This window comes from Cryptosporangium minutisporangium, from assembly GCF_039536245.1.
GTDB lineage: Bacteria > Actinomycetota > Actinomycetes > Mycobacteriales > Cryptosporangiaceae > Cryptosporangium > Cryptosporangium minutisporangium.
Window position 1 is genome coordinate 32,479 of sequence record NZ_BAAAYN010000042.1, and the last position, 18,033, is coordinate 50,511.

The 18,033-nt window shown below is 70.3% G+C and carries 20 protein-coding genes; 14 read left to right on the plus strand and 6 right to left on the minus strand.

The features are described 5' to 3' along the window. The first annotated feature begins 49 nt into the window (after positions 1-49). The 3 genes from ABEB28_RS29250 to ABEB28_RS29260 all read left to right on the plus strand — a co-directional run bounded on the left by ABEB28_RS29250 (position 50) and on the right by ABEB28_RS29260 (position 2,091). Positions 50-433 carry a hypothetical protein gene (locus ABEB28_RS29250; RefSeq protein ID WP_345731466.1) on the plus strand — a complete coding sequence of 128 codons (384 nt, stop codon included), beginning with the start codon at positions 50-52 and terminating at the stop codon, positions 431-433. After that, positions 430-1,275, plus strand: a complete 846-nt coding sequence (locus tag ABEB28_RS29255) for an SAM-dependent methyltransferase (protein ID WP_345731467.1) — start codon at positions 430-432, stop codon at positions 1,273-1,275. The genes ABEB28_RS29250 and ABEB28_RS29255 overlap by 4 nt, the downstream gene beginning before the upstream one ends. A gap of 150 nt (positions 1,276-1,425) precedes the next feature. Then, positions 1,426-2,091: a hypothetical protein gene (locus ABEB28_RS29260; protein WP_345731468.1), complete on the plus strand. Its 666-nt coding sequence runs from the start codon at positions 1,426-1,428 to the stop codon at positions 2,089-2,091. Between the two features lie 8 nt (positions 2,092-2,099). On the opposite strand, the gene ABEB28_RS29265 is transcribed toward ABEB28_RS29260, so the two are convergent. The 4 genes from ABEB28_RS29265 to ABEB28_RS29280 are packed head-to-tail and all read right to left on the minus strand — an operon-like array spanning position 2,100 to position 3,973. After that, entirely contained in the window at positions 2,100-2,465 is a 366-nt protein-coding gene (locus ABEB28_RS29265) for a hypothetical protein (RefSeq protein WP_345731469.1), read from the minus strand. After that, positions 2,462-3,181: a hypothetical protein gene (locus tag ABEB28_RS29270; protein WP_345731470.1), complete on the minus strand. Its 720-nt coding sequence runs from the start codon at positions 3,179-3,181 to the stop codon at positions 2,462-2,464. The genes ABEB28_RS29265 and ABEB28_RS29270 overlap by 4 nt, the downstream gene beginning before the upstream one ends. A gap of 27 nt (positions 3,182-3,208) precedes the next feature. Beyond that, positions 3,209-3,574 (minus strand): type VII secretion target, encoded by a 366-nt coding sequence (locus tag ABEB28_RS29275; protein WP_345731471.1) that lies wholly within the window; start codon positions 3,572-3,574, stop codon positions 3,209-3,211. A gap of 12 nt (positions 3,575-3,586) precedes the next feature. Further along, positions 3,587-3,973 (minus strand): hypothetical protein, encoded by a 387-nt coding sequence (locus tag ABEB28_RS29280; protein WP_345731472.1) that lies wholly within the window; start codon positions 3,971-3,973, stop codon positions 3,587-3,589. 1,261 nt (positions 3,974-5,234) lie between these two features. Here ABEB28_RS29280 and ABEB28_RS29285 point away from each other — a divergent pair. From ABEB28_RS29285 to ABEB28_RS29335, 11 genes are all read left to right on the plus strand, one after another. Beyond that, positions 5,235-5,600 carry a hypothetical protein gene (locus ABEB28_RS29285; RefSeq protein ID WP_345731473.1) on the plus strand — a complete coding sequence of 122 codons (366 nt, stop codon included), beginning with the start codon at positions 5,235-5,237 and terminating at the stop codon, positions 5,598-5,600. A 931-nt stretch (positions 5,601-6,531) separates the two neighbouring features. After that, positions 6,532-7,152 carry an SAF domain-containing protein gene (locus ABEB28_RS29290; RefSeq protein WP_345731474.1) on the plus strand — a complete coding sequence of 207 codons (621 nt, stop codon included), beginning with the start codon at positions 6,532-6,534 and terminating at the stop codon, positions 7,150-7,152. Next, positions 7,152-8,201 (plus strand): MinD/ParA family ATP-binding protein, encoded by a 1,050-nt coding sequence (locus ABEB28_RS29295; RefSeq protein ID WP_345731475.1) that lies wholly within the window; start codon positions 7,152-7,154, stop codon positions 8,199-8,201. The genes ABEB28_RS29290 and ABEB28_RS29295 overlap by 1 nt, the downstream gene beginning before the upstream one ends. 140 nt (positions 8,202-8,341) lie before the next feature. Next, positions 8,342-9,628 (plus strand): TadA family conjugal transfer-associated ATPase, encoded by a 1,287-nt coding sequence (locus tag ABEB28_RS29300; RefSeq protein WP_345731476.1) that lies wholly within the window; start codon positions 8,342-8,344, stop codon positions 9,626-9,628. After that, positions 9,625-10,572, plus strand: coding sequence for a type II secretion system F family protein (locus tag ABEB28_RS29305; protein ID WP_345731477.1), 948 nt, complete (start codon positions 9,625-9,627; stop codon positions 10,570-10,572). Before ABEB28_RS29300 ends, ABEB28_RS29305 begins: the two co-directional genes overlap by 4 nt. Then, entirely contained in the window at positions 10,569-11,468 is a 900-nt protein-coding gene (locus tag ABEB28_RS29310; protein ID WP_345731478.1) for a secretion system protein, read from the plus strand. Before ABEB28_RS29305 ends, ABEB28_RS29310 begins: the two co-directional genes overlap by 4 nt. A gap of 14 nt (positions 11,469-11,482) precedes the next feature. Beyond that, complete coding sequence (locus ABEB28_RS29315) at positions 11,483-11,707, plus strand: hypothetical protein (protein WP_345731479.1); 225 nt, start codon at positions 11,483-11,485, stop codon at positions 11,705-11,707. Between the two features lie 4 nt (positions 11,708-11,711). Continuing rightward, on the plus strand, positions 11,712-12,188 hold the full coding sequence (locus ABEB28_RS29320; protein ID WP_345731480.1) for a TadE/TadG family type IV pilus assembly protein: 477 nt from the start codon (positions 11,712-11,714) through the stop codon (positions 12,186-12,188). Continuing rightward, on the plus strand, positions 12,185-12,652 hold the full coding sequence (locus ABEB28_RS29325) for a TadE/TadG family type IV pilus assembly protein (protein ID WP_345731481.1): 468 nt from the start codon (positions 12,185-12,187) through the stop codon (positions 12,650-12,652). Before ABEB28_RS29320 ends, ABEB28_RS29325 begins: the two co-directional genes overlap by 4 nt. Continuing rightward, the gene (locus ABEB28_RS29330; protein WP_345731482.1) at positions 12,649-13,101 is read left to right on the plus strand and encodes a pilus assembly protein TadG-related protein; all 453 of its coding nucleotides are present in this window, start codon (positions 12,649-12,651) and stop codon (positions 13,099-13,101) included. Before ABEB28_RS29325 ends, ABEB28_RS29330 begins: the two co-directional genes overlap by 4 nt. A 64-nt stretch (positions 13,102-13,165) precedes the next feature. After that, positions 13,166-16,135 (plus strand): BTAD domain-containing putative transcriptional regulator, encoded by a 2,970-nt coding sequence (locus ABEB28_RS29335; protein ID WP_345731483.1) that lies wholly within the window; start codon positions 13,166-13,168, stop codon positions 16,133-16,135. Positions 16,136-16,245: 110 nt separating this feature from the next. Here ABEB28_RS29335 and ABEB28_RS29340 read toward each other — a convergent pair whose 3' ends face one another. Both ABEB28_RS29340 and ABEB28_RS29345 read right to left on the minus strand, forming a co-directional pair. After that, entirely contained in the window at positions 16,246-16,500 is a 255-nt protein-coding gene (locus ABEB28_RS29340; RefSeq protein ID WP_345731484.1) for a hypothetical protein, read from the minus strand. A gap of 382 nt (positions 16,501-16,882) precedes the next feature. Continuing rightward, positions 16,883-17,344 carry an integrase core domain-containing protein gene (locus ABEB28_RS29345; RefSeq protein WP_486323382.1) on the minus strand — a complete coding sequence of 154 codons (462 nt, stop codon included), beginning with the start codon at positions 17,342-17,344 and terminating at the stop codon, positions 16,883-16,885. Positions 17,345-18,033 lie beyond the last annotated feature (689 nt).

Consider the following 18,033-nt stretch of genomic DNA (forward strand, 5'->3'; position numbering starts at 1 on the left):
GCGGAGCCCCCTTCCCGTCTCCCGACATCTCATCCACCAGGACAAACCCATGACCGCACCGAGTAGCACGGTCACCGCCGAGTCGGTTCTGCTCTTCACCGGTCCGTTGCGGCGTGCCGCCGGAATGCTTCACCCGCTGGTCGGCGTTCCCGAGCTGACCGAGTTGGTCCTGCACTTCCTGCGGGTCTGCGCCGGCAAGGCACGCGCTGACGGCCTGCACTGCGACGCTGAACGGCTCGACCGCCTCGTCGAATGCCTGACCGCCGCGCACTACTTCACCCGCGCCGTCGACGCCTACGACCGGGCAGAGCCGGTCACCGACCACACCAGGCCCCGCACATTGTCCGGGCCGAGCGTCGGTGCCGCCGGATTCGACGCCCTCGTCGACGGACTGGTGCCGGATCCGCGCACGCAGGCCAGCCGCCCACGATGACCCTTGATGCCGCGAGTCGCGGGACGGGCTGGTCGGCAGACGGTCGACAGATCGACGTCCACGTCGCGCACCCGGCCCGCCGATATGACTACTGGCTCGGCGGTCAGGACAACTTCGCCGCCGATCGCGCATCCGGCGACGCCGTCGCCGCCGTGTTCCCATCCATTCGAGTCGCAGCCGCGGAGAACCGTGGCTTCCTACGACGCGCGATCCGCTATCTGACCGCAGACGCTGGTGTGCGCCAGTTTCTGGACGTCGGCACCGGATTGCCGACGGCTAACAACACCCACGACATCGCGCAGACCATCGCACCTGAGGCACGCATCGTGTACGTCGACAATGACCCCCTCGTCCTCGTGCATGCCAGGGCCCTGCTGACTAGCGCCCCACGGGGCCGGACCGCGTATCTCGACGCCGACCTGCGCGATCCGGACAGCATTCTGGGCCACGAACAGCTACCCGAAATCCTGAACTTCGGCGAACCCGTTGGGCTGGTGCTGGCCGCGATCCTGCACTTCATCGCCGACGCGGACGATCCTGCCCGGCTCGTACGTCACTATCTGGATGCGCTGCCCAGGGGCAGCTACCTGGTGCTTTCTCATGCCGCGTGCGACGACATGGATCCGGCCACGGCGGAAGCCGTGGCCGCCGCTGCCACCAGCAACGCCAGCGGCGCGTTCCAGCTGCGCACCCACGATCAGATCTCCCGGTTCTTTGACGGCCTGACGCTCGTTCCGCCCGGTCTTACCTCCACCGCGACCTGGCGCGCCGACCACGAACCCGAACCGCGGCCCGCCGACGAGGAGGTCTCCACGTGGGCCGGCGTCGCCTACAAATCCTGACCGCGCCCTCCACGTACCCGTGATCGCGCCACGGTTCTTCGGTCGGGCCGCGGAACTCTCCCGTGGACCGACCACACCTAACCGGCGAAAGGATCCCAGTGCCGCACGTGACCACCGATTCGACCGGCCGCGCATGAACCGGTCCATGCGATGACCGACCTCGAATACACGTACCGGGTCCACGGCCCGGGCGGCGCGCAGGAGCTGCTCGCTTTCGGCATCGGCGCCATCGACCGCGGATCCGGCATTGCCAAAATCTGCATCCGGTCAGCAGGGTCGCGTTTCGGTGCGCTCGCCTACCTCATGCCGGTCCTCTGCGTCCGCGCCGCCCTTCTCGCCGCGCGGCGAACCCCCGGCGTCCGGACGCTCCTCGACGCGTGCGGCGGTGACCTGATCGTCGCGCGGACATCCGCCGGTCCGCTCGGCCAATCCGCGCTGCGGCGAGCCGACGGGCACACTGTCGCCGACCTGCGGTTCAACGCGGAGACCAACTTGAGCGCTTCGGCACCCTACGACGAGATCGCCGTGCACGGCGAGGTCGCGCAGTCGGCTGGAATCGCCGCGCTCCACAACTTCGATGCCGTCCTGGTGCCCACCAAGCCCGGCCTGATCACCGCGACGGCCGAGTACGCCGTGGACCTGACGGACGGCGGCAGGGGCCAGGGCGTACTTTTCTGCCCCATGGACCTCCCGGTCCAGCGCGCCTCGATATCCGGCGTCCATCTGGTCACCGTCACCATTCGGCAGCAGCGATGGGGCGTCGCCGAGAGCGTCTTCGTCACCGAGTCGGCGATGACGACCGCGGGCCTTGTCTGACCGGACGGTTAGGGCGCGGTCGAGTCCGTTGGGGCGCGGCCTGTCTCGCTGAGGCTGGCCGCGGCCTTAGCGTCTTGGACCGCTGCCCGGACTTCCTCTGGGTTTACGGTCTGCTGCCACCCGCGGAAGCGTTCGAGGCCCGCGGTCAGGGCTTCTTGGTAGAACGAGAACGATCCCGCTGACCGCAGCGTGGTGTTGCCGGCCAACACGTCGCGGGCCATCTCCTGCAGTGCCGGACCGCCGACTCCCTCGCGGAGCCGTTCGAGGCTGCGGCGCAGCAGTGCCGCGGTGTGAGGGTCGTTCCCGGCAATGTCTGTCAGCTCAGCGAGAACGTCATCGCCGACGTCGTCGGGGTCTCGACGGCTGGCGGTCATGAGAGCGCCGGGTGCTGGTAGCCGCCAGCGGGCAACTGGACGCCTTTCAGGCCGCTGACGCGGTTCGACGTCGTCGTCACTAGCCCGATGAAGCCGAAGATCAGCGCGTTGGCGCTGGTTGCCAAGACCAGGCATCGGTTGAGCAGTTCGAGCATCTGGATCACTTGCAGGGCGGCCACGCCGTAGCCGATGACCGGAGCCACGACGGTCTCCAGCAGCGCGGTTCCCGCCGCTGCCGCGATCGCCGCGATGAGCGCCTTGTCGATGAGCTGCTTGAGCAGGCCGGTCATCGTGTCCAGCAACGCCCACATGCCCTTGCTCAGGTCCTCGTACTGCACCGCTGCATCGTCGAGGGGGAACTGGGTGCCGCTGGTCTCGGCGGCCAGGCCGGAGAAGTAGCGGTACGCGGCGTCCGCGGCGTTGCCGTCCCAGGACGGATCCAGCCGGACCGTCGTCTGCTGGACGTTGATGCCCAGGTCCTGCATGGCGCGCGCCAGGTTGGAGAGCGCGAGGCCGAACGTCGCGATCGCCTCCCAGTCGCCGGCGAAGGGCTCTAGGAGCTCGTCGAGCACATTGTGGCCGGTCATCGCCTCGATTGACTGGTTCAGCCAGTGGGTGAGGCTGAGGGAGTCCGCCCAGGACGTTGCGGTGACGTAGCCGTTGCTGACGCTGGCCTCCGGATGCGGTTCGGTCAGGTGACGCGTCGGATCTTCCACCGGGTACCCCTTGTGGTGACGCCTGCGCTAACGGGTCGGCTGGCTTCCCGGGCCGGGTTGCAAGCTGTCGTGGTAAGTCGGCCGAGGCGCGGCGGGCAACGTGGCATCCAGGTCCGCGGCGGTCTGCGCATCGGCCTGCTCGTAGTAGGTCGCCGCCTGGTGGAGCTCGATCTGGGAGTCGCTGAGCACCGTGCGCAGGTGGGCCAGCGTCTCGGTCAGCTCGGCGAAGAACTCCCGGTGCGTGCGCGCCACGTCCGCGAACCGGCCCATTCCCTCATCGGCCACCTCGCTGTACTTCGCGGCGTAGGCGCGGAACGTGGCGGCGTCATCCGCACTCGCGTCCAGTTCGGTCGCGGCCCGCCGCATGGCGGCCGGCACCGCTCGAAACGACATCTCAGCACCCGCTCAGAAGAGCTGATTGAGCACGACGCCCACCAGGCAGGCCGCGAGGAACGAACCGACGTTCCAGCAGAACAGCCCCCACACCCGCGGGCCACGCCGCAGCACAATGTGCCACACCGCGGTCACCACCGACACCACGAACAGCGGCGCCGGAATCGCCCCGATCAGGAACGATCCGAGGTTGTCTTCATCCACCGCAGTGGCGCCCAGTGCCCACTGCCCGAGAAAGAGCACCAACGGGATCAAGTCCAGGATCGAGGCGATGATGATCGTGCCGATCCCGATCCACCGGCGCAGATCGACGTTCCGATCATTGTCCGCCGCCAGCTCCTGCCGGAAGCGACGCCCCCAGCTGGGCCGTTCCTGATCCCGTGGCATGTCGACACTCACCGCTGCTCCCCCGGACCTAACTGTCTTCGACAGTAACCGTCGCCATGGCGGACAGTGGCGAGAACATTGATCACCGCCCGCACTGATGCCATCACGGATGGCAGCCGAGACGGGTTCACCATCCAACCCGCAGAGGCTGCGAACCGCTTCGCGCGTCAACTCGCGAAGCCTCAGTGGATCACGATGCCTGGGACATCTCGGGCATACGGCAGATACCAGCAGATCATCTGTTAACCGCCCAAGCGGCTCATGTAGCGGCAACAACATCCCCCCGGATGGCCGGAAGGCCAGCACAGAGTGATCGCAGTGTGTGATGACGACCGCTGCAGCCGTCGGCCATCTCCGCCACCTGTAGCCACCAACGACCCTGACTATCCGTAGCGGTCGTCCACCTGACCCGGTCGTTGAATCCTCGCCAGTGGGACAACAGAGGCCCTTATCGGTGTCAGCGACAAGCTCTCGCGCCGCCCCATTCCTACGGTACGCACACCTGCTCGACTCCGAATGGACGGCGCGAGTCCATGCCACGCCCCAATCGGGATGCGCACCCAAAGTGAATTCGCGATTCGCCATTGTCTATTGCTTCAATCAGGACTATGAAAAGGAGCCCTGAGCCGATGTAAACGGAAGGGACGCGGTGACCAGCACGTGAGGACGGACCTATCGACCCAGGTCGGTACCAGGACTAGACCAAGCAGCGGCAACACAGAAGCGCGCATCAATGGACACCAGTCTTCTAAACAGGACAGCGCTGACCATAGGCATCCAGCCGAGCTCTTCCATCCCGAATCGTGGCTCACACTGCACGACTCATCGCATAGCTCATGCTATTCATCGCCGAATCAGAACCCTCCACGATCCAGACGCGTGTACCTCACGCGGTCCTCATCGTCGAACGAGAACTGCAGACGTGGCAGCGTCGCAGTTCGCTATGCGACGACCGCGCTGACTCGTGGAGACCGCGCCGCCGGGCAGCACCCCGCGCGCATACCTGAGAGGCGAAACCGTGACGGTCTTTTCGATCCCGGCGCGACGAGCCAAGCACGAGCGCGCAGTCCCGCGTAAGGCAACGCGAAGCCGCGAACGCACGACCGGACTAGCCGCCGGCCTCATCGCGGTTCTGGCTACTGGAACGCTGCTGGCTACGGCGGGGTGCGATCGGCAGGAGGAGCCTCGACGGCCACCCGCTTCGACACCGGTCTCATCGGCCACGCCGTCAGAAGACACGGCGCGGTCGGCGGCACTGGCGGCCTACACAGGCATGTGGACGGCCTTCGCGCGGGCGGGTGAAACGGCCGACTACCAGTCGCCGGACCTTCCTCGGTACGCGACGGGCCAGGCGTTGCAGACGCTAGTGGATGGTCTGAAGAGCAATAAGCAGAAAGGCTATGTCTACCGAGGTCGGCCCACGCTCAAGCCTCGGGTAACGGCGCTAAGTACCACCTCCTCGCCGAACACAGCCTCCATCGTCGACTGCGCCGACACCACGACGTGGCGCACGTACGACAAGACGGGCCATCCAAGCGTGCCCGAGGCCCGCGGACGGCACATCACGGCGTCCGTCACCAAACAGAACGGGACGTGGAAGGTCTCCACCTTTGCCGTCCAGTTGGCCGACACATGCTGAGCGGGGCACGCGCCAGTTGGGCGGCGATCCCGTTGGCCACCATCTCGCTCCTTCTTGGCCTCGGCACGAACCAAGCCCACGCCGAAGAGCCGCCTCCCGATCCTTTCGCTCCCGTCGACTGCGGGACGGCCAGCCCACGTCCTGGATGCAGGGTTGAGGCGCGCACTCCTGGTTCGCGTCGCGAGAAACCAGCGCGCTCGCAGGACCGCGGGCGCCCTGCGCCCGTGCCCACCTGCGATATACCGACATTCGGTCCCGGCTGCGGCGCAGCGGGAGGTATCCGTGGTGCCGTCAGTGGGGCTTTCCCCGCGACACCGGCAGATGCCGGAGCGTTGGCGGTGTCGCGCTTGGACCTGCCTGCGCCGCCTGTGGCGTCGAGTCCGTCGCCACAGGTGACCCACCTGGTGGGTTTGCCGGCGTGGTTTTGGGTGCCGGCCGGGTGGTGGGCGGCGCGGTCGGCGAGCGCGTCGGTGCCGGGGTTGACGGTGACGGCGACCGCGGTGCCTGCGCAGGTGGTGTGGGAGACCGGCGACGGTAGCCGGGTGGTGTGCCAGGGGCCGGGCACGCCGTGGCGGCCGGGAATGGACGCGTCAAAGCCGTCGCCGGATTGCGGCCACACCTACGCCAGACCTTCCTCGGCGGAACCCGGTGGGGTGTTTCGGCTAACCGTGACGGTGCAGTGGCGGGTGACCTGGGCCGGCGGCGGCCAGAGCGGTGCCGTGCCGGCTTTGGGGACGTCGTCGACGACGACCCTGCGGGTCGGGGAATCCGAGGCATTGCTTACTCCGCAGCGTTGAGCGCTGCCTCCCTGACGGGACTCACACGGCGAGACGACAGCAGCGACGATGTGAAGGCGGTAACAGCACCGATGGCAACGACAACGCTGGGATCAGCGGGGTCCCGCGTTCCTCCACGGGCACCGGATGGCATCGTGGGCGGTCCGCGGCGGCGACGACGAGCGTGGGTGATCGGCGGCGCCGTGCTGGTGCTGGTCTGCGCGCTGGGATCGGCATACTGGTGGTCGCACACCTCCGGGCGGATCGCGGCGCTCGCGGTGGCGGCCGACGTACCTGCCGGGCAGGTTCTGACCGACCGCGATCTCCGTACCGTGCAGGTCGCCGCGGACTCGACCGTGTCGCTTGTGCCTGCCTCGCAGCGGGAAAGTGTCGTCGGTCAGACCGCCGCGGTGCCGCTGGCAGCGGGGTCCCTGTTGAGCCGGTCGATGCTAGGCGCTCCTGCGCCACCGCAGACCGGTCAGGCGATGGTGGCCATGCCGGTGGACGCTGGCCGGTTCCCGCCTTCGCTGACGGCCGGATCGACCGTGACCGTCGTGGCGATCGGCACCAGGCAGGACAGTGCACCGGCCGCGACGCCGTCGGCGGTGCCGGGCGGCTCAGGCCCGCGGTGGCCAGGGGTGGTGCTCGCGGTGGCTCCGGCCGCCGACGGACGCGGCGGGGCGGTGGTGACGCTGCGGATGGCCGCCGCGGACGCCACGGACGTGGCCGCCACCGGCGCGGTGGCGCTGGTCGAGCGGCATCCCGGAGAGAACTGATGCCACTGATCCTCTGGACCTCGGCGACGGGCGCGCCGGGCATCACCACCACGGCATGGGCGGTTGCCTCGGCGTGGCCAGGTCTCGACCATGCGCAACCGGAGGGCGCGATCCCGCAGAATCCGGCCGCGCTCGTGGTGGAGGCCGATCCCTTCGGCGGGGACCTGGCGGCATGGTTCCGGGTGAGTGAGGAGCCGGGTCTAGCCGGGCTCGCGGCAGCGGCCCGATCGCCGCGCGGTCCGGACGAGATGGCCACGATGACCCACTCCTACAGCCGCGTGCTGGGAGGCGCGCAGGTCGTCACCGCGCCGGTCGGGTCGGGACAGACCCAGGCCGCGTTGAGCATTCTCGCCGCTGCCGGCGGGCCGCTGGCGGTGACCGGCCTCTCCCCGGTTCCGGTGCTGGTCGATGCCGGGCGATGGTCTCCGGCCTCGCCGATCATGCCGCTGCTGCAGTTCGCGGATCTGATCGTGCTGGTCACCCGGGCCAGTCTGGCCGACCTGGCGCACACCGGGGAACTGGCCGCGCGCCTGGCCGGTCTCAATCCCCGCCGGCAGGCGCTGCTGCGCGGCCCGAATCCCTACGGTCCGCTCGAGGTCGCCGACCAGCTCGGTATACCGCTGCTGGGCACCGTGCCCGACGACCGCCGCGCCGCCACTGCCCCGCTCCGAACAGGCCGGTCGCCGCGGCGCGGCAAGTGGACCCGCGCGATCACCGCGATCGCCGCCCAGCTGGCCAGTGAGATCGGCACCGGATCCGCGCGATCGCCCGTGCCGGTCGGGCAACCCGGCCGCCGCCTCACCGCGGCACCACCCCGCACCCCCGTCACCGGCGGCAGTCCCGCAGGGGCACGCCCATCGGTAGCTGGCCCCCCAGCAGGTGGGGCGTGGCCGGCGCCCTCCCCTCCCCGGTGGCCGGTTCCGGCGCAACGCCGACCCGGAAGCGGCACGCAATCCGATGCTCCCACCGCCGCAGGTCCCGGCGGCGCAGCGCCCGGAGTTCCGGGAGAGCCGACCGCTCCGGACGCACCACCCGGGAGGCCTTCATGACCGCTACCGGGCCACCTCCCAGCGGCAACAGGCACTCGTCTCCGTCGTGGGCACCGGTCAACGGGGTGACCCCACCAGCGCTGTCTTCTCCTGCTGCGGCTCCACCGCTGCCAGCGCCCGGAAGCGATCAGGTCACGGCGTTGCGGCAGCAGGTCGCCGAGCGACTGACCGCCCGGAGCCGCGCCGCGGACCAGGCCGGAGAAGCGCCGTGGACCCCGCAACGGCGGCGGGCCGAAGCCGAGGCATTGCTGGCGCAGCTGCTGCAGGAGCAGGCGACCGCCGCGATCAGCGCCGGCCGAGCCCCACAGAACCCCGCCGCGGATCAGGCGCTAAGCCTGCGGGTGCTCGACGCGCTCTTCGGGCTGGGCGGGTTGCAGCCGCTGCTGGCCGACCCACGAGTGGAGAACATCAACGTCAACGGCTGCGATGTCGTGCACGTGCGATACGCCGACGGAACCCGCGCCCGGGTGGCGCCGGTCGCCGGCAGCGACGCCGAACTCGTCGACCTCATCCGGGCGATCGCCGCCCGATCCGGGGTGGAGGAACGCCGCTTCGATCGCGGCGCGCCGACGCTCTCTGTCCAGCTACCGGACGGGTCACGGTTGTTCGCTGTCATGGGCGTCACCGCCCGCCCATCGCTGGCGATCCGCCGTCACCGCCACCCAACCACGACGCTGCGCGAGCTCGTGCGCCTGGGCACCATCGACCGCGGGCTGGAAGCCTTCCTCCTGGCAGCGGTCAGGGCACGACGCAACATCATCGTCTCCGGCGGGATGGCCGCCGGAAAGACCACCGTGCTCCGCGCGCTGGCCAGCGCCATCGACCCGCCCGAACGGCTGGTCACCGTCGAAGACGCGCTCGAACTCGGTCTGGACGCCGACGCCCGCGCTCATCCGGACGTCGTGGCGATGCAGGCCCGCGACGCGAACATCGAAGGCGAAGGCGCCATCAGCACCGCCGATCTGGTCCGAGCGGCGCTGCGTATGTCGGCCGACCGGGTCATCGTCGGGGAGGTCCGCGGCTCGGAGGTGATCCCGATGCTGTTGGCCATGTCCCAGGGCAACGACGGATCGATGGCCACTGTGCACGCCTCCAGCTCACAGCAGGTCTTCTTGAAGCTCGCCGCGTATGCGGTGCAGTCCGCCGAACGGCTGCCGCTGGAGGCCACCGGACTGCTGGTCGCCTCCGCCGTCCACCTCGTCGTCCACCTGGAGACCACCACAGACGGGCGGCGGGTGATCGCCAGCGTCCGGGAGGTGACCGGCGCCGACGGCGCCCAAGTGGTGTCCAACGAGCTCTACCGGCCGGGCGGCGACAAACGCGCCCGCCCGCACGTCCCGCCCAGCGAAGAGCTACTCACCACCCTGACCGCGACCGGCTTCGACCCGAAATGGCTACACAACCCCGACGGCTGGTGGCCCTCATGAACCTGACCGTGGACGCCTCGACCGCGCTGGCTGGTCTGCTCGGCGCCGGGTTCGGTCTCGGTCTGGTGCTTATCGTCCTCGGCCTGACCAGCACCGCCACCGCCGAGCCGTCTACCCGGGCGTCCCGCAGACCGCAGACCAGCACCGGCCGCGGGTCGGTGATGCGTACCCACGGGCGGCGCATCGCCCTCGCAGTCGTTGGTGGGTTCGCCGCGGTGCTGATCACCCGCTGGCCGGTCGCCGGTCTGCTCGCCGCCGCCGCGATCTGGTTCACGCCCGCAGTGCTCGGACCCGACCGGGCCACCACCCGGTCGGTCGCCCGCGCCGAGGCCATCGCCACCTGGGCCGAAATGCTCCGCGACACCCTTCAGGCCGCCGCCGGCCTCGAACAAGCCCTCCTGGCCACCGCCCCGGCTGTTCCCGCGCCCATCCGCACCGAAGTGACAGCCCTCGCGGCGCGCATCCGCGCCGGGCAACACCTCCCCGCAGTTCTGCGCGCCGCCGCCGACGACTTCGCGGACCCGACCGCCGACCTCGTGCTCGCCGCGCTGCTGCTAGCCGCCGAGCACCAAGCCCGGCAACTCGGTCCGCTGCTGTCGGATCTGGCCGACGCCGCGCGCCAGCAGGCGAGCGTGCAGCTGCGGCAAGCCGCCGAACGGGCCCGCACCCGTACCTCCGTGCGGGTAATCACCGCCACCACCCTCGCCATGGCCACCGGCCTGGTCGTGCTCAACCGCACCTATCTGCAGCCCTACGACACCGCCCTCGGGCAGCTCGTCCTCGCCGCCGTCGGCGCCCTCTTCGCGGCCGGGTTCTGGTGGCTGACTCGGCTCGCCCGCCCGCAAGCTCCCGCCCGGCACCTCGCGCTTGGCGCCGAGCTCAGCGGTGAGGCGCATCTTCCGAGCGCCCGGGCGGCAGTTCCCGGAGGAGGTCGAATGCGGTGATCGTGCCTCTGTTGCTCGGCGCCGGCATCGGTCTCGGTCTGATGGTGATCGCAGCCGGAATCTGGCCGCCCAAGCCGTCGCTCGCCGACGAACTGGCCGCACTCCACGCCCCACCAGCCACCCCCTCCCTCGCGGCACCGACAGACAGGGCCGGGTGGGCCGCCCAGCTGGGACGACCGGCCGTGCCCCTCCTCGAGGCCGCAGGACTACCCCGAAAGAGTGTCCGCGCGGACCTCGCCGTGCTCGGCCGTCCGTCCCAGCTACACCTGGCCGAGCAGGCCGCCACCGCGGTCGCCGGTCTCTTCCTTCCTCCGCTGGTCGCCGGGCTGACCGCGCTGGTCGGGCTGCGTTGGGGCTGGACCCTGCCGGTGTGGGTCGCCGTCGCTCTCGCCGCGGGTGGGTTCCTCCTGCCCGATCTGGCCATCCACGCCGAAGCCGGCCGACGCCGTGCGGAATTCCGGCACGCGTTGAGTTCCTACCTCGATTTGGTTGTCATCTCGCTGGCCGGCGGCGCCGGCGTGCAGGCCGCCCTCCATTCCAGCGCGCAGATCGGCACCGGCTGGGCAAATACCCGAATCCGGGACGCCCTCCAGGAAGCCGCCCTCACTCCCGGCCTGACACCGTGGCAGGCGTTAGGTCGGCTCGGCGCCGAACTCGGCATCACCGACCTGACCGAGCTGGCGGCCACCGTCTCCCTCGCCGGCACCGAAGGCGCCAAAATCCGCGCCTCTCTGCGGGCCCGCTCGTCCTCCCTGCGCGGACACCTGTTGGCCGATCTCGACGCCGCCGGCGCCTCGGCCACCGAACGCATGAGCCTCGGCGTCGTCGCCCTCTTCGCCGCGTTTCTGCTCTTTCTCGCCTACCCGGCGATCAGTCACGTCCTCACCGGGCTCTAGAAAGGACAGCCGCCATGCACTCGATCGTTGCCAGGCTCGCCGACCGCGGCTCCCGGCTCACCCACCGCCTCGCCTCGCCGCTACGCGACCGGTTACGCCAGCGGATACCACGCGGGGACGCCGGCTACAGCACAGAGACTGTCCTCGTCACCGCACTGCTCGTGGCGCTGGCCATCGCCGTTCTCGGGATCATCGCCGCCAAGGTCCTGGCCAAAGCCAACGCCATCAACCTCGGCTGACTCAATGCCGATCCCCCCGCCGAGCCCATCGTGGGTCGCCGGATCCAGGTCACACCCGGCGCCACGAAGGCGCCGCCAGACCCGTGCCCTGCTTCGCGGTTCGGATCGGGGTGCGGTCTCCACCGAACTCGCGCTCGCCACACCACTGCTGCTTCTGCTGCTGATGCTCGTGGTCCAAGCCGCGCTGGGCTGGCACGCCGTGCACGTCGCCGACGCCACCGTCACCCGCGCCGCCGACGCCGCGCGCCTCTCCGGCGCCACCGACACCGACGGCCAGACCGCCGCCGACGCGCTCACCCAGCAACTCGGCTCCGGACTCCTCACCGACGTCCAAGTCACCGTCAGCCGCACCGACGGGCAGGTCACCGTCGAGCTGACCGCCTCCACCCCCACCGTCGTGCCCGGCCTGACCTGGACCGTGCACCGGCACGCCACCGCCCCCATCGAACAACCCACAACAGACACCGGCAGCACCCCATGACCCGGCCCACGCGCTGCCCGAAACGACGAGGCCTCCCTCGCCCTGACCGCCGCGGCCGTCGGTGGGAGGCGGGCTCGGTCACCGTCGAACTCACCCTCCTGACACCGCTCGTGCTGCTGATCGTGCTCCTGGTGGTGGCCGCCGGACGGCTCGCCGACGCCCAAGCGCGCCTCGACCAAGCCACCTACACCGCCGCTCGCGCCGCCTCCCTCAGCCGCCATCCGGCCACCGCAGCCAACGCCGCCCGCACCAGCGCGGTCGCCGCGCTCGACCTGCCCGCGACATGCGCGGCGCTCGACGTCACCGTGGACACCACGGCCTACGCGCCGGGCGGCGCGGTCATCGTGCACACCACATGCGTGGTCAACCTGGCCGACCTCACCGGCCTCGGCCTGCCCGGCAGCCGGACTCTCACCAGCACGTCTACCTCGCCGCTCGACACGTACCGGGCGGTCACCCCATGACCCCGCCCTCCCATTCGCGCCCCGGCCTGACGGAGCTCAGGTGCCCGAGTGGCGAACAGGGCCAGGCCACCGCGTTCCTTACCGTCCTGGTCATCGCCCTCCTACTGCTGGCCGGTCTGGTGCTCGACGGCGGCACCGCACTCGCGGCGCGCACCCGCGCCCTAGATGCCGCCCAATCCGCCGCCCGCGCCGGCGCCCAGCGACTCGACCTGCCCCTCTACCGCACCACCGGCCAGCTGCGCCTGGACCCCGGCCAAGCCGTCCGCACCGCGCAGGACTTCCTCGCCGCAGCCGGCGTACCCGGGCAGGTCACCGCCACCACCGCCGCGGTCACCGTCACCACCCACACCGACCGGCCCACCCAGCTACTGCAGCTCGTCGGCGTGCACACGCTGCGGGCCACCGGCACCGCGACCGCCGCCCCCACTACCCCCGGGAACCAGCCATGAGCCCGCTCCCGCCCAGACCTCGCACATCTGCGACCAGCCGAACGCAACGGCGAAGGAGACCATGATGCGCGTTCTCGGACGCCTCCTGCGAGCACTCGGCGCCCTACTCCTGCTGGTGGCCTCCGTCGGCGGCGTGCCGTGGCTGCTGGTCGTCGCGGTCGGCTGGCCCCTCCCCCGCCACGTCCCCACCCCCAGTGATGTGGTCGCATGGCTGACCTCACCGATCGACGACGGCGGCATCTTCCAGATCATCGCCTGCGTCACCTGGATCTTGTGGGCCATCTGGGTCGGTTCCCTGCTCCTGGAGGCCTATGACCTGATCCGCTACGCAGGCAGGTCCCGACCGAAACCCACCGGAATCCAGGCGCTGGCGGCCGCGCTACTCACCGCGCTCACCCTCAACCTGTCCGGCGCCGCGTCCTATGCCCAACCGCCGATCCCACCGGCCACCGTCGCCGCCGCGACACCCCTACTCCCACGCCCGGCCAACCCACCGATCCTCGCCATCCACGACCAGCGCAGCACCGAGGCCCGGCAGCCGGACGGCGCCGGATCCGACGGTGCCTACCCGCCGTGGGGCACCACAACCCACACCACGGAACGCGACGGCCAGACCGCGGCGCTCACCAGAACCCGCAGTAGCACCACCACGACGCGAGTGCCGCGCTGCGTCGTTCAGGAGAACGACACACTGTGGGACCTCGCCTACAACCACCTCGGCGAGGCCGAACGGTGGGAAGAGATCTACACCCTCAACCGCGGCCTCATCCAAGCCGACGGCCGCGCCCTGTCCGACCCCGACCTCCTCATCCCCGGCTGGGTGCTGGTCCTGCCCACCCGACTCCCCGCGCCTACCCCGGCTACACCCTCGCCGCCGGCCGCGCCCGACAAGCCCGATACCCCGGACGGGGCAACCGGACAGCCACCGCCCCCTCAGCCGACGGTCCCTGGCCCGTCGCCCACCCCGCCACGTCCGACAACGCCCGGCCCTTCGACCACGGCGCCCAGTCAATCGACCAGTGGAACGGCAGCTCCCAGTCCCCTACCGCCGACGGCGCAAGACCCGGCGAAGGATCCCGCCACCGCCTCTCGGGCCGAGCACGGCGTGGAACTGTCCGGCGGGTGGGTCAGTGCCGGACTCGCCGCGGCGATCGCCGACGCCGGAACGCTGGCGTGGCTGCGCCGCCGCCGCGTCTACCGGCCTGAACCGCTCCCCGGCCCGAACCCCCAGGCCCGCGACCTGCACCCGCTCCCGCCTCTGATCGGCACCGTGCGGGAAGCCGCGCACGAACTCGACGCCGGCCTCCTCGAGCCCTGCAGCCCCGGACCGACCGTCGCTCAACTCGCCGACGCCGACTCGCCCGACCTTCCGCCACCAGGGCCCGACGGGCCGCAACTCGCCGGGCTCGACGACCCCCTCAACCCCCGCGGACTAGGCCTCACCGGCGACGGCGCACCCGCCGCGGCCCGCGCGCTGCTCACCGCGACCCTCGCCGCAGGCGGACCCCAGGATCCCGACGCCGCCGGCACCATCCTGATCCCCGCCGCCACCCTCGCCGAGATCCTTGGCACCGCCGCCGTCGACCTCGGCCCCCTGCCACGCCTCCATGTTCACCCCGGCCTGCCCGACGCACTGACCACCCTCGAAGACCTGATCATCGCCCGTCGGCGAGAACTCGACGATCACGACGCCCCCGACTTCGAGACCCTGCACGCCGCGCACCCCTTCCACGCCCCGCTGCCGCTGGCGCTACTCATCGCCGAAATCCCGGCCCCGGTACTACACGCCCGCGTCACCGCCGCCCTGCAACTCGGCAGCCCACTGCGCATCGCCGCGGTCTTCCTCGGAAACTGGCCACCCGGCGACACCCTTCACGTCCACCTCGACGGCACCACCATCCGCCCACCGACCGGTGACCGCAGCGAACCACCGGCACGCCTGTCCGTCCTCGACGTGTCCACGGCCGTCGCAGCGCTCGAAGTCCTCCGCGAAGCCCACACCGGAACCCGGCCCGCGACCGCTCACTCCGCCGCGGCAGCCGCCCTGATTCCCGACCCCGGGCCAGCACCTCACCGAGTCCCGTCATCCGCCGACTCCCCGGCCTCGACCAGTCCCGCTTCGTTCGACCACCCGGCCCCGACTCGGGGCGGTCCCACCGACGAGCCCGCGCGAGTGCCAGCCGCAGTCAGCGGCGCCCTACCGTCGACGGCTGCGACCTCCGGTAGTCCGCGGGCACGCATCCAGGTGCTGGGTCAAGCCCCGTTGATCCGCCCGCTGGACGGGCCACCGGTCACCGGTGCCCGCTCCCACGCCGTCGAACTCCTAGCCCTGCTCGCCGCGCACCGCGATGGCATGGACCTGCCCGACATCATGGAAGTCTTCTACCCCACCGCCACCGTGCGGCGCGCCTCCCAGCGACTGTCCACCACCGTCGGCAACCTCCGAAACCGCATTCGCACCGCCGCCGGCGACCCGGCCAACAAGGAGAAGCTCGAACCGGTGCTCAACACCGGCAGCCACTACCAACTCAACCCCGCCATCCTCCACATCGACTGGTGGCACTTCCAAGACACCCTCGCCCGGGCCGTCACCGCCGATGACGACCAGCGCCTCGTCACACTCCGGCACGCCGTCGACCTCTGGACCGGACCGCTCCTCGACGGTTGCAACTACCGCTGGGTCGAATCGCACCGCGAGTACTCCCGCAGGCAAGGCATCACCGCCCATATTCAACTCGCCGCGCTGCTCACCGACGCCGCCCCTGACGAGGGCGCCAGCCTCCTCGACGCCGCCTGTGGGATCGACCCGATCAACGAAGATGTCGCTCGGCTCGCCATGCGCGCGCACGCCCAAGCCGGCAACAGGGCCGCCGTGCAAGCCCGACTCCAAGCACTCACCGCCGCCCTTGCCGACATCGACGAAGACCCGGACGAAGCCACCACCCGACTCGCCGACCAGCTCATGTCCCGAACCAGTGCGCCTCGCCGCTCCGGCCCTCCACCGACAGAGACCCAGCGCGCCGACGGGCCGTGAACCAACCCGGGCGAACACTCGGCACCCGAGCGCATCCGAGGGGCCCCGGCGGCCGTTGTGAAAGCCTGTCGCTTGCGCTTGCCCCATGTGGGAGCGGCTGCGGGATCCGGTCAGTCGCGGGGTCCGTGCCATTCCTCCCAGGAATCCTCGACGGTGATCCAGGTGCGCCACGGGGGCCAGGGGTAGCGGCGGCCGATCCGGTAGGAGTGCCAACGCTCAGCGTTCGTCTTGGCATCGAGCGCGGCCATGACCTGTTTTTGCCGCCCACGGGTGCAGACGTCAATGCGGACGACGCCAGGCCGAACCTCGCGGATGGGGCCGGTGCCGATCCGGCCAAGAACGGCCCGGACGGAGGCGACGGTCACCCGTTCCAGGTCGCGGGGAATGGGCCATAGGCCGAGGGTAGCGGCGCCGTTTCCTATGCGACCTGCCCGGTCCGCCATCGATGTGGTGGCGGGCCGCAGCGTCGCCCGATGGTGTCCACCACCTGGCCAGGCAAGCAATAGCGCATTCGCCCACCCCGCGGTCCAGGCGCGGCCCGGCCGCCGCGCGTCGCTGGGTTTCCAGAACGCCCGGACCGAGTAGCCATCGCGGCTCCTACTCGACGGGCCTCCCCAACGCCTTCATCGCCCGGTCCAGGACTTCGCCGTCCTGGCCGGCTCCGGTACGGGCGATCTGGCCGATCAGTTCACGAAGCGCCATGTCAAGCGCCGGGTTTGGTGGAGGCTGTGATTACCCGCTCGGCGGTCAGTTGACTGCGGCGGCTGGACGGTAGGCGTGTTCGTATTCGACGGGTGGGACTTCGCCGAGTTCGCCGTGTAAGCGCCGGTGGTTGTACCAGTCGATGTACTCGGCGACGGCGATCTCGAGGTCGTCGTGGCCTGTCCAGGGGCCTTTGTTGCGGATCAGTTCGCCCTTGAACAGCGAGTTGAACGCCTCGGCTAGGGCGTTGTCATACGAGTCGCCGGTGGAGCCGACCGACGCGACGGCGCCGGCTTCGGCCAGCCGCTGGGTGTATCGAACGGCGACATATTGGACTCCCTTATCGCTGTGGTGGATCAGATCGGTGACGTCCTGGCCCTCGCGACGCCGGGTCCAGAACCCCATCTCCAGGGCATCGAGGGCCAGATCGGTGCGCAGGGAGGTCGANCTGTGGTGGATCAGATCGGTGACGTCCTGGCCCTCGCGACGCCGGGTCCAGAACCCCATCTCCAGGGCATCGAGGGCCAAGTCGGAGGCCAAGCGGTCTTAGGAAGACAACGTGCGATCCCAACTCCTTGGCTCACAGAACGACATGGCTACGATCCCACTTCTCCCTTATCGCTGTGGTGGATCAGATCGGTGACGTCCTGGCCCTCGCGACGCCGGGTCCAGAACCCCATCTCCAGGGCATCGAGGGCCAGATCGGTGCGCAGGGAGGTCGAGAGCTGCCATCCCACGACCCGGCGGGAGAACACGTCGAGCACGAACGCGGCGTAGACCCACCCGGCGAACGTGCGGACGTAAGTTATGTCCGCGACCCACAAGGTGTTCGGGCCTGGCGCGGTGAACTGGCGTTGCACCAAGTCAGGGCGCGCGTCGGGACCCTTGCCCGGCCGGGTGGTGATCGGAGACCGACCGCGGACCAGACCGCGTAACCCGGCGGCCCTCATCAGCCGGGCGACAGTGCAGCGGGCGACTGGTCGCCCATTCACGCCGCCCCGGCGGGCCAGCTCGGCATACACCTTCCGGACTCCGTAGACGCCGTAGTTCTCTTCGTGGATCTGGCGGATGACCGCGGTGACCTCCTCGTCCCGGGACGCCCGCGCTGAGACTGGCCGGCTGCGGGCCGCGTAGTAGGTACTCGGAGCGATCGACACGCCGGCATCCCGGAAAGCGGCGCAGATCGGCTCGACTCC

Bases quoted from the DNA above. Each gene is read 5' to 3' on its own strand.
- ABEB28_RS29265 (WP_345731469.1), bottom strand. From the start codon at position 2,465: ATGACCGCCAGCCGTCGAGACCCCGACGACGTCGGCGATGACGTTCTC.
- ABEB28_RS29330 (WP_345731482.1), top strand. From the start codon at position 12,649: ATGACCCCGCCCTCCCATTCGCGCCCCGGCCTGACGGAGCTCAGGTGC.
- ABEB28_RS29315 (WP_345731479.1), top strand. From the start codon at position 11,483: ATGCACTCGATCGTTGCCAGGCTCGCCGACCGCGGCTCCCGGCTCACC.
- ABEB28_RS29335 (WP_345731483.1), top strand. From the start codon at position 13,166: ATGCGCGTTCTCGGACGCCTCCTGCGAGCACTCGGCGCCCTACTCCTG.
- ABEB28_RS29305 (WP_345731477.1), top strand. From the start codon at position 9,625: ATGAACCTGACCGTGGACGCCTCGACCGCGCTGGCTGGTCTGCTCGGC.
- ABEB28_RS29295 (WP_345731475.1), top strand. From the start codon at position 7,152: ATGCCACTGATCCTCTGGACCTCGGCGACGGGCGCGCCGGGCATCACC.
- ABEB28_RS29250 (WP_345731466.1), top strand. From the start codon at position 50: ATGACCGCACCGAGTAGCACGGTCACCGCCGAGTCGGTTCTGCTCTTC.
- ABEB28_RS29325 (WP_345731481.1), top strand. From the start codon at position 12,185: ATGACCCGGCCCACGCGCTGCCCGAAACGACGAGGCCTCCCTCGCCCT.
- ABEB28_RS29275 (WP_345731471.1), bottom strand. From the start codon at position 3,574: ATGTCGTTTCGAGCGGTGCCGGCCGCCATGCGGCGGGCCGCGACCGAA.
- ABEB28_RS29320 (WP_345731480.1), top strand. From the start codon at position 11,712: ATGCCGATCCCCCCGCCGAGCCCATCGTGGGTCGCCGGATCCAGGTCA.
- ABEB28_RS29285 (WP_345731473.1), top strand. From the start codon at position 5,235: ATGTGGACGGCCTTCGCGCGGGCGGGTGAAACGGCCGACTACCAGTCG.
- ABEB28_RS29255 (WP_345731467.1), top strand. From the start codon at position 430: ATGACCCTTGATGCCGCGAGTCGCGGGACGGGCTGGTCGGCAGACGGT.
- ABEB28_RS29260 (WP_345731468.1), top strand. From the start codon at position 1,426: ATGACCGACCTCGAATACACGTACCGGGTCCACGGCCCGGGCGGCGCG.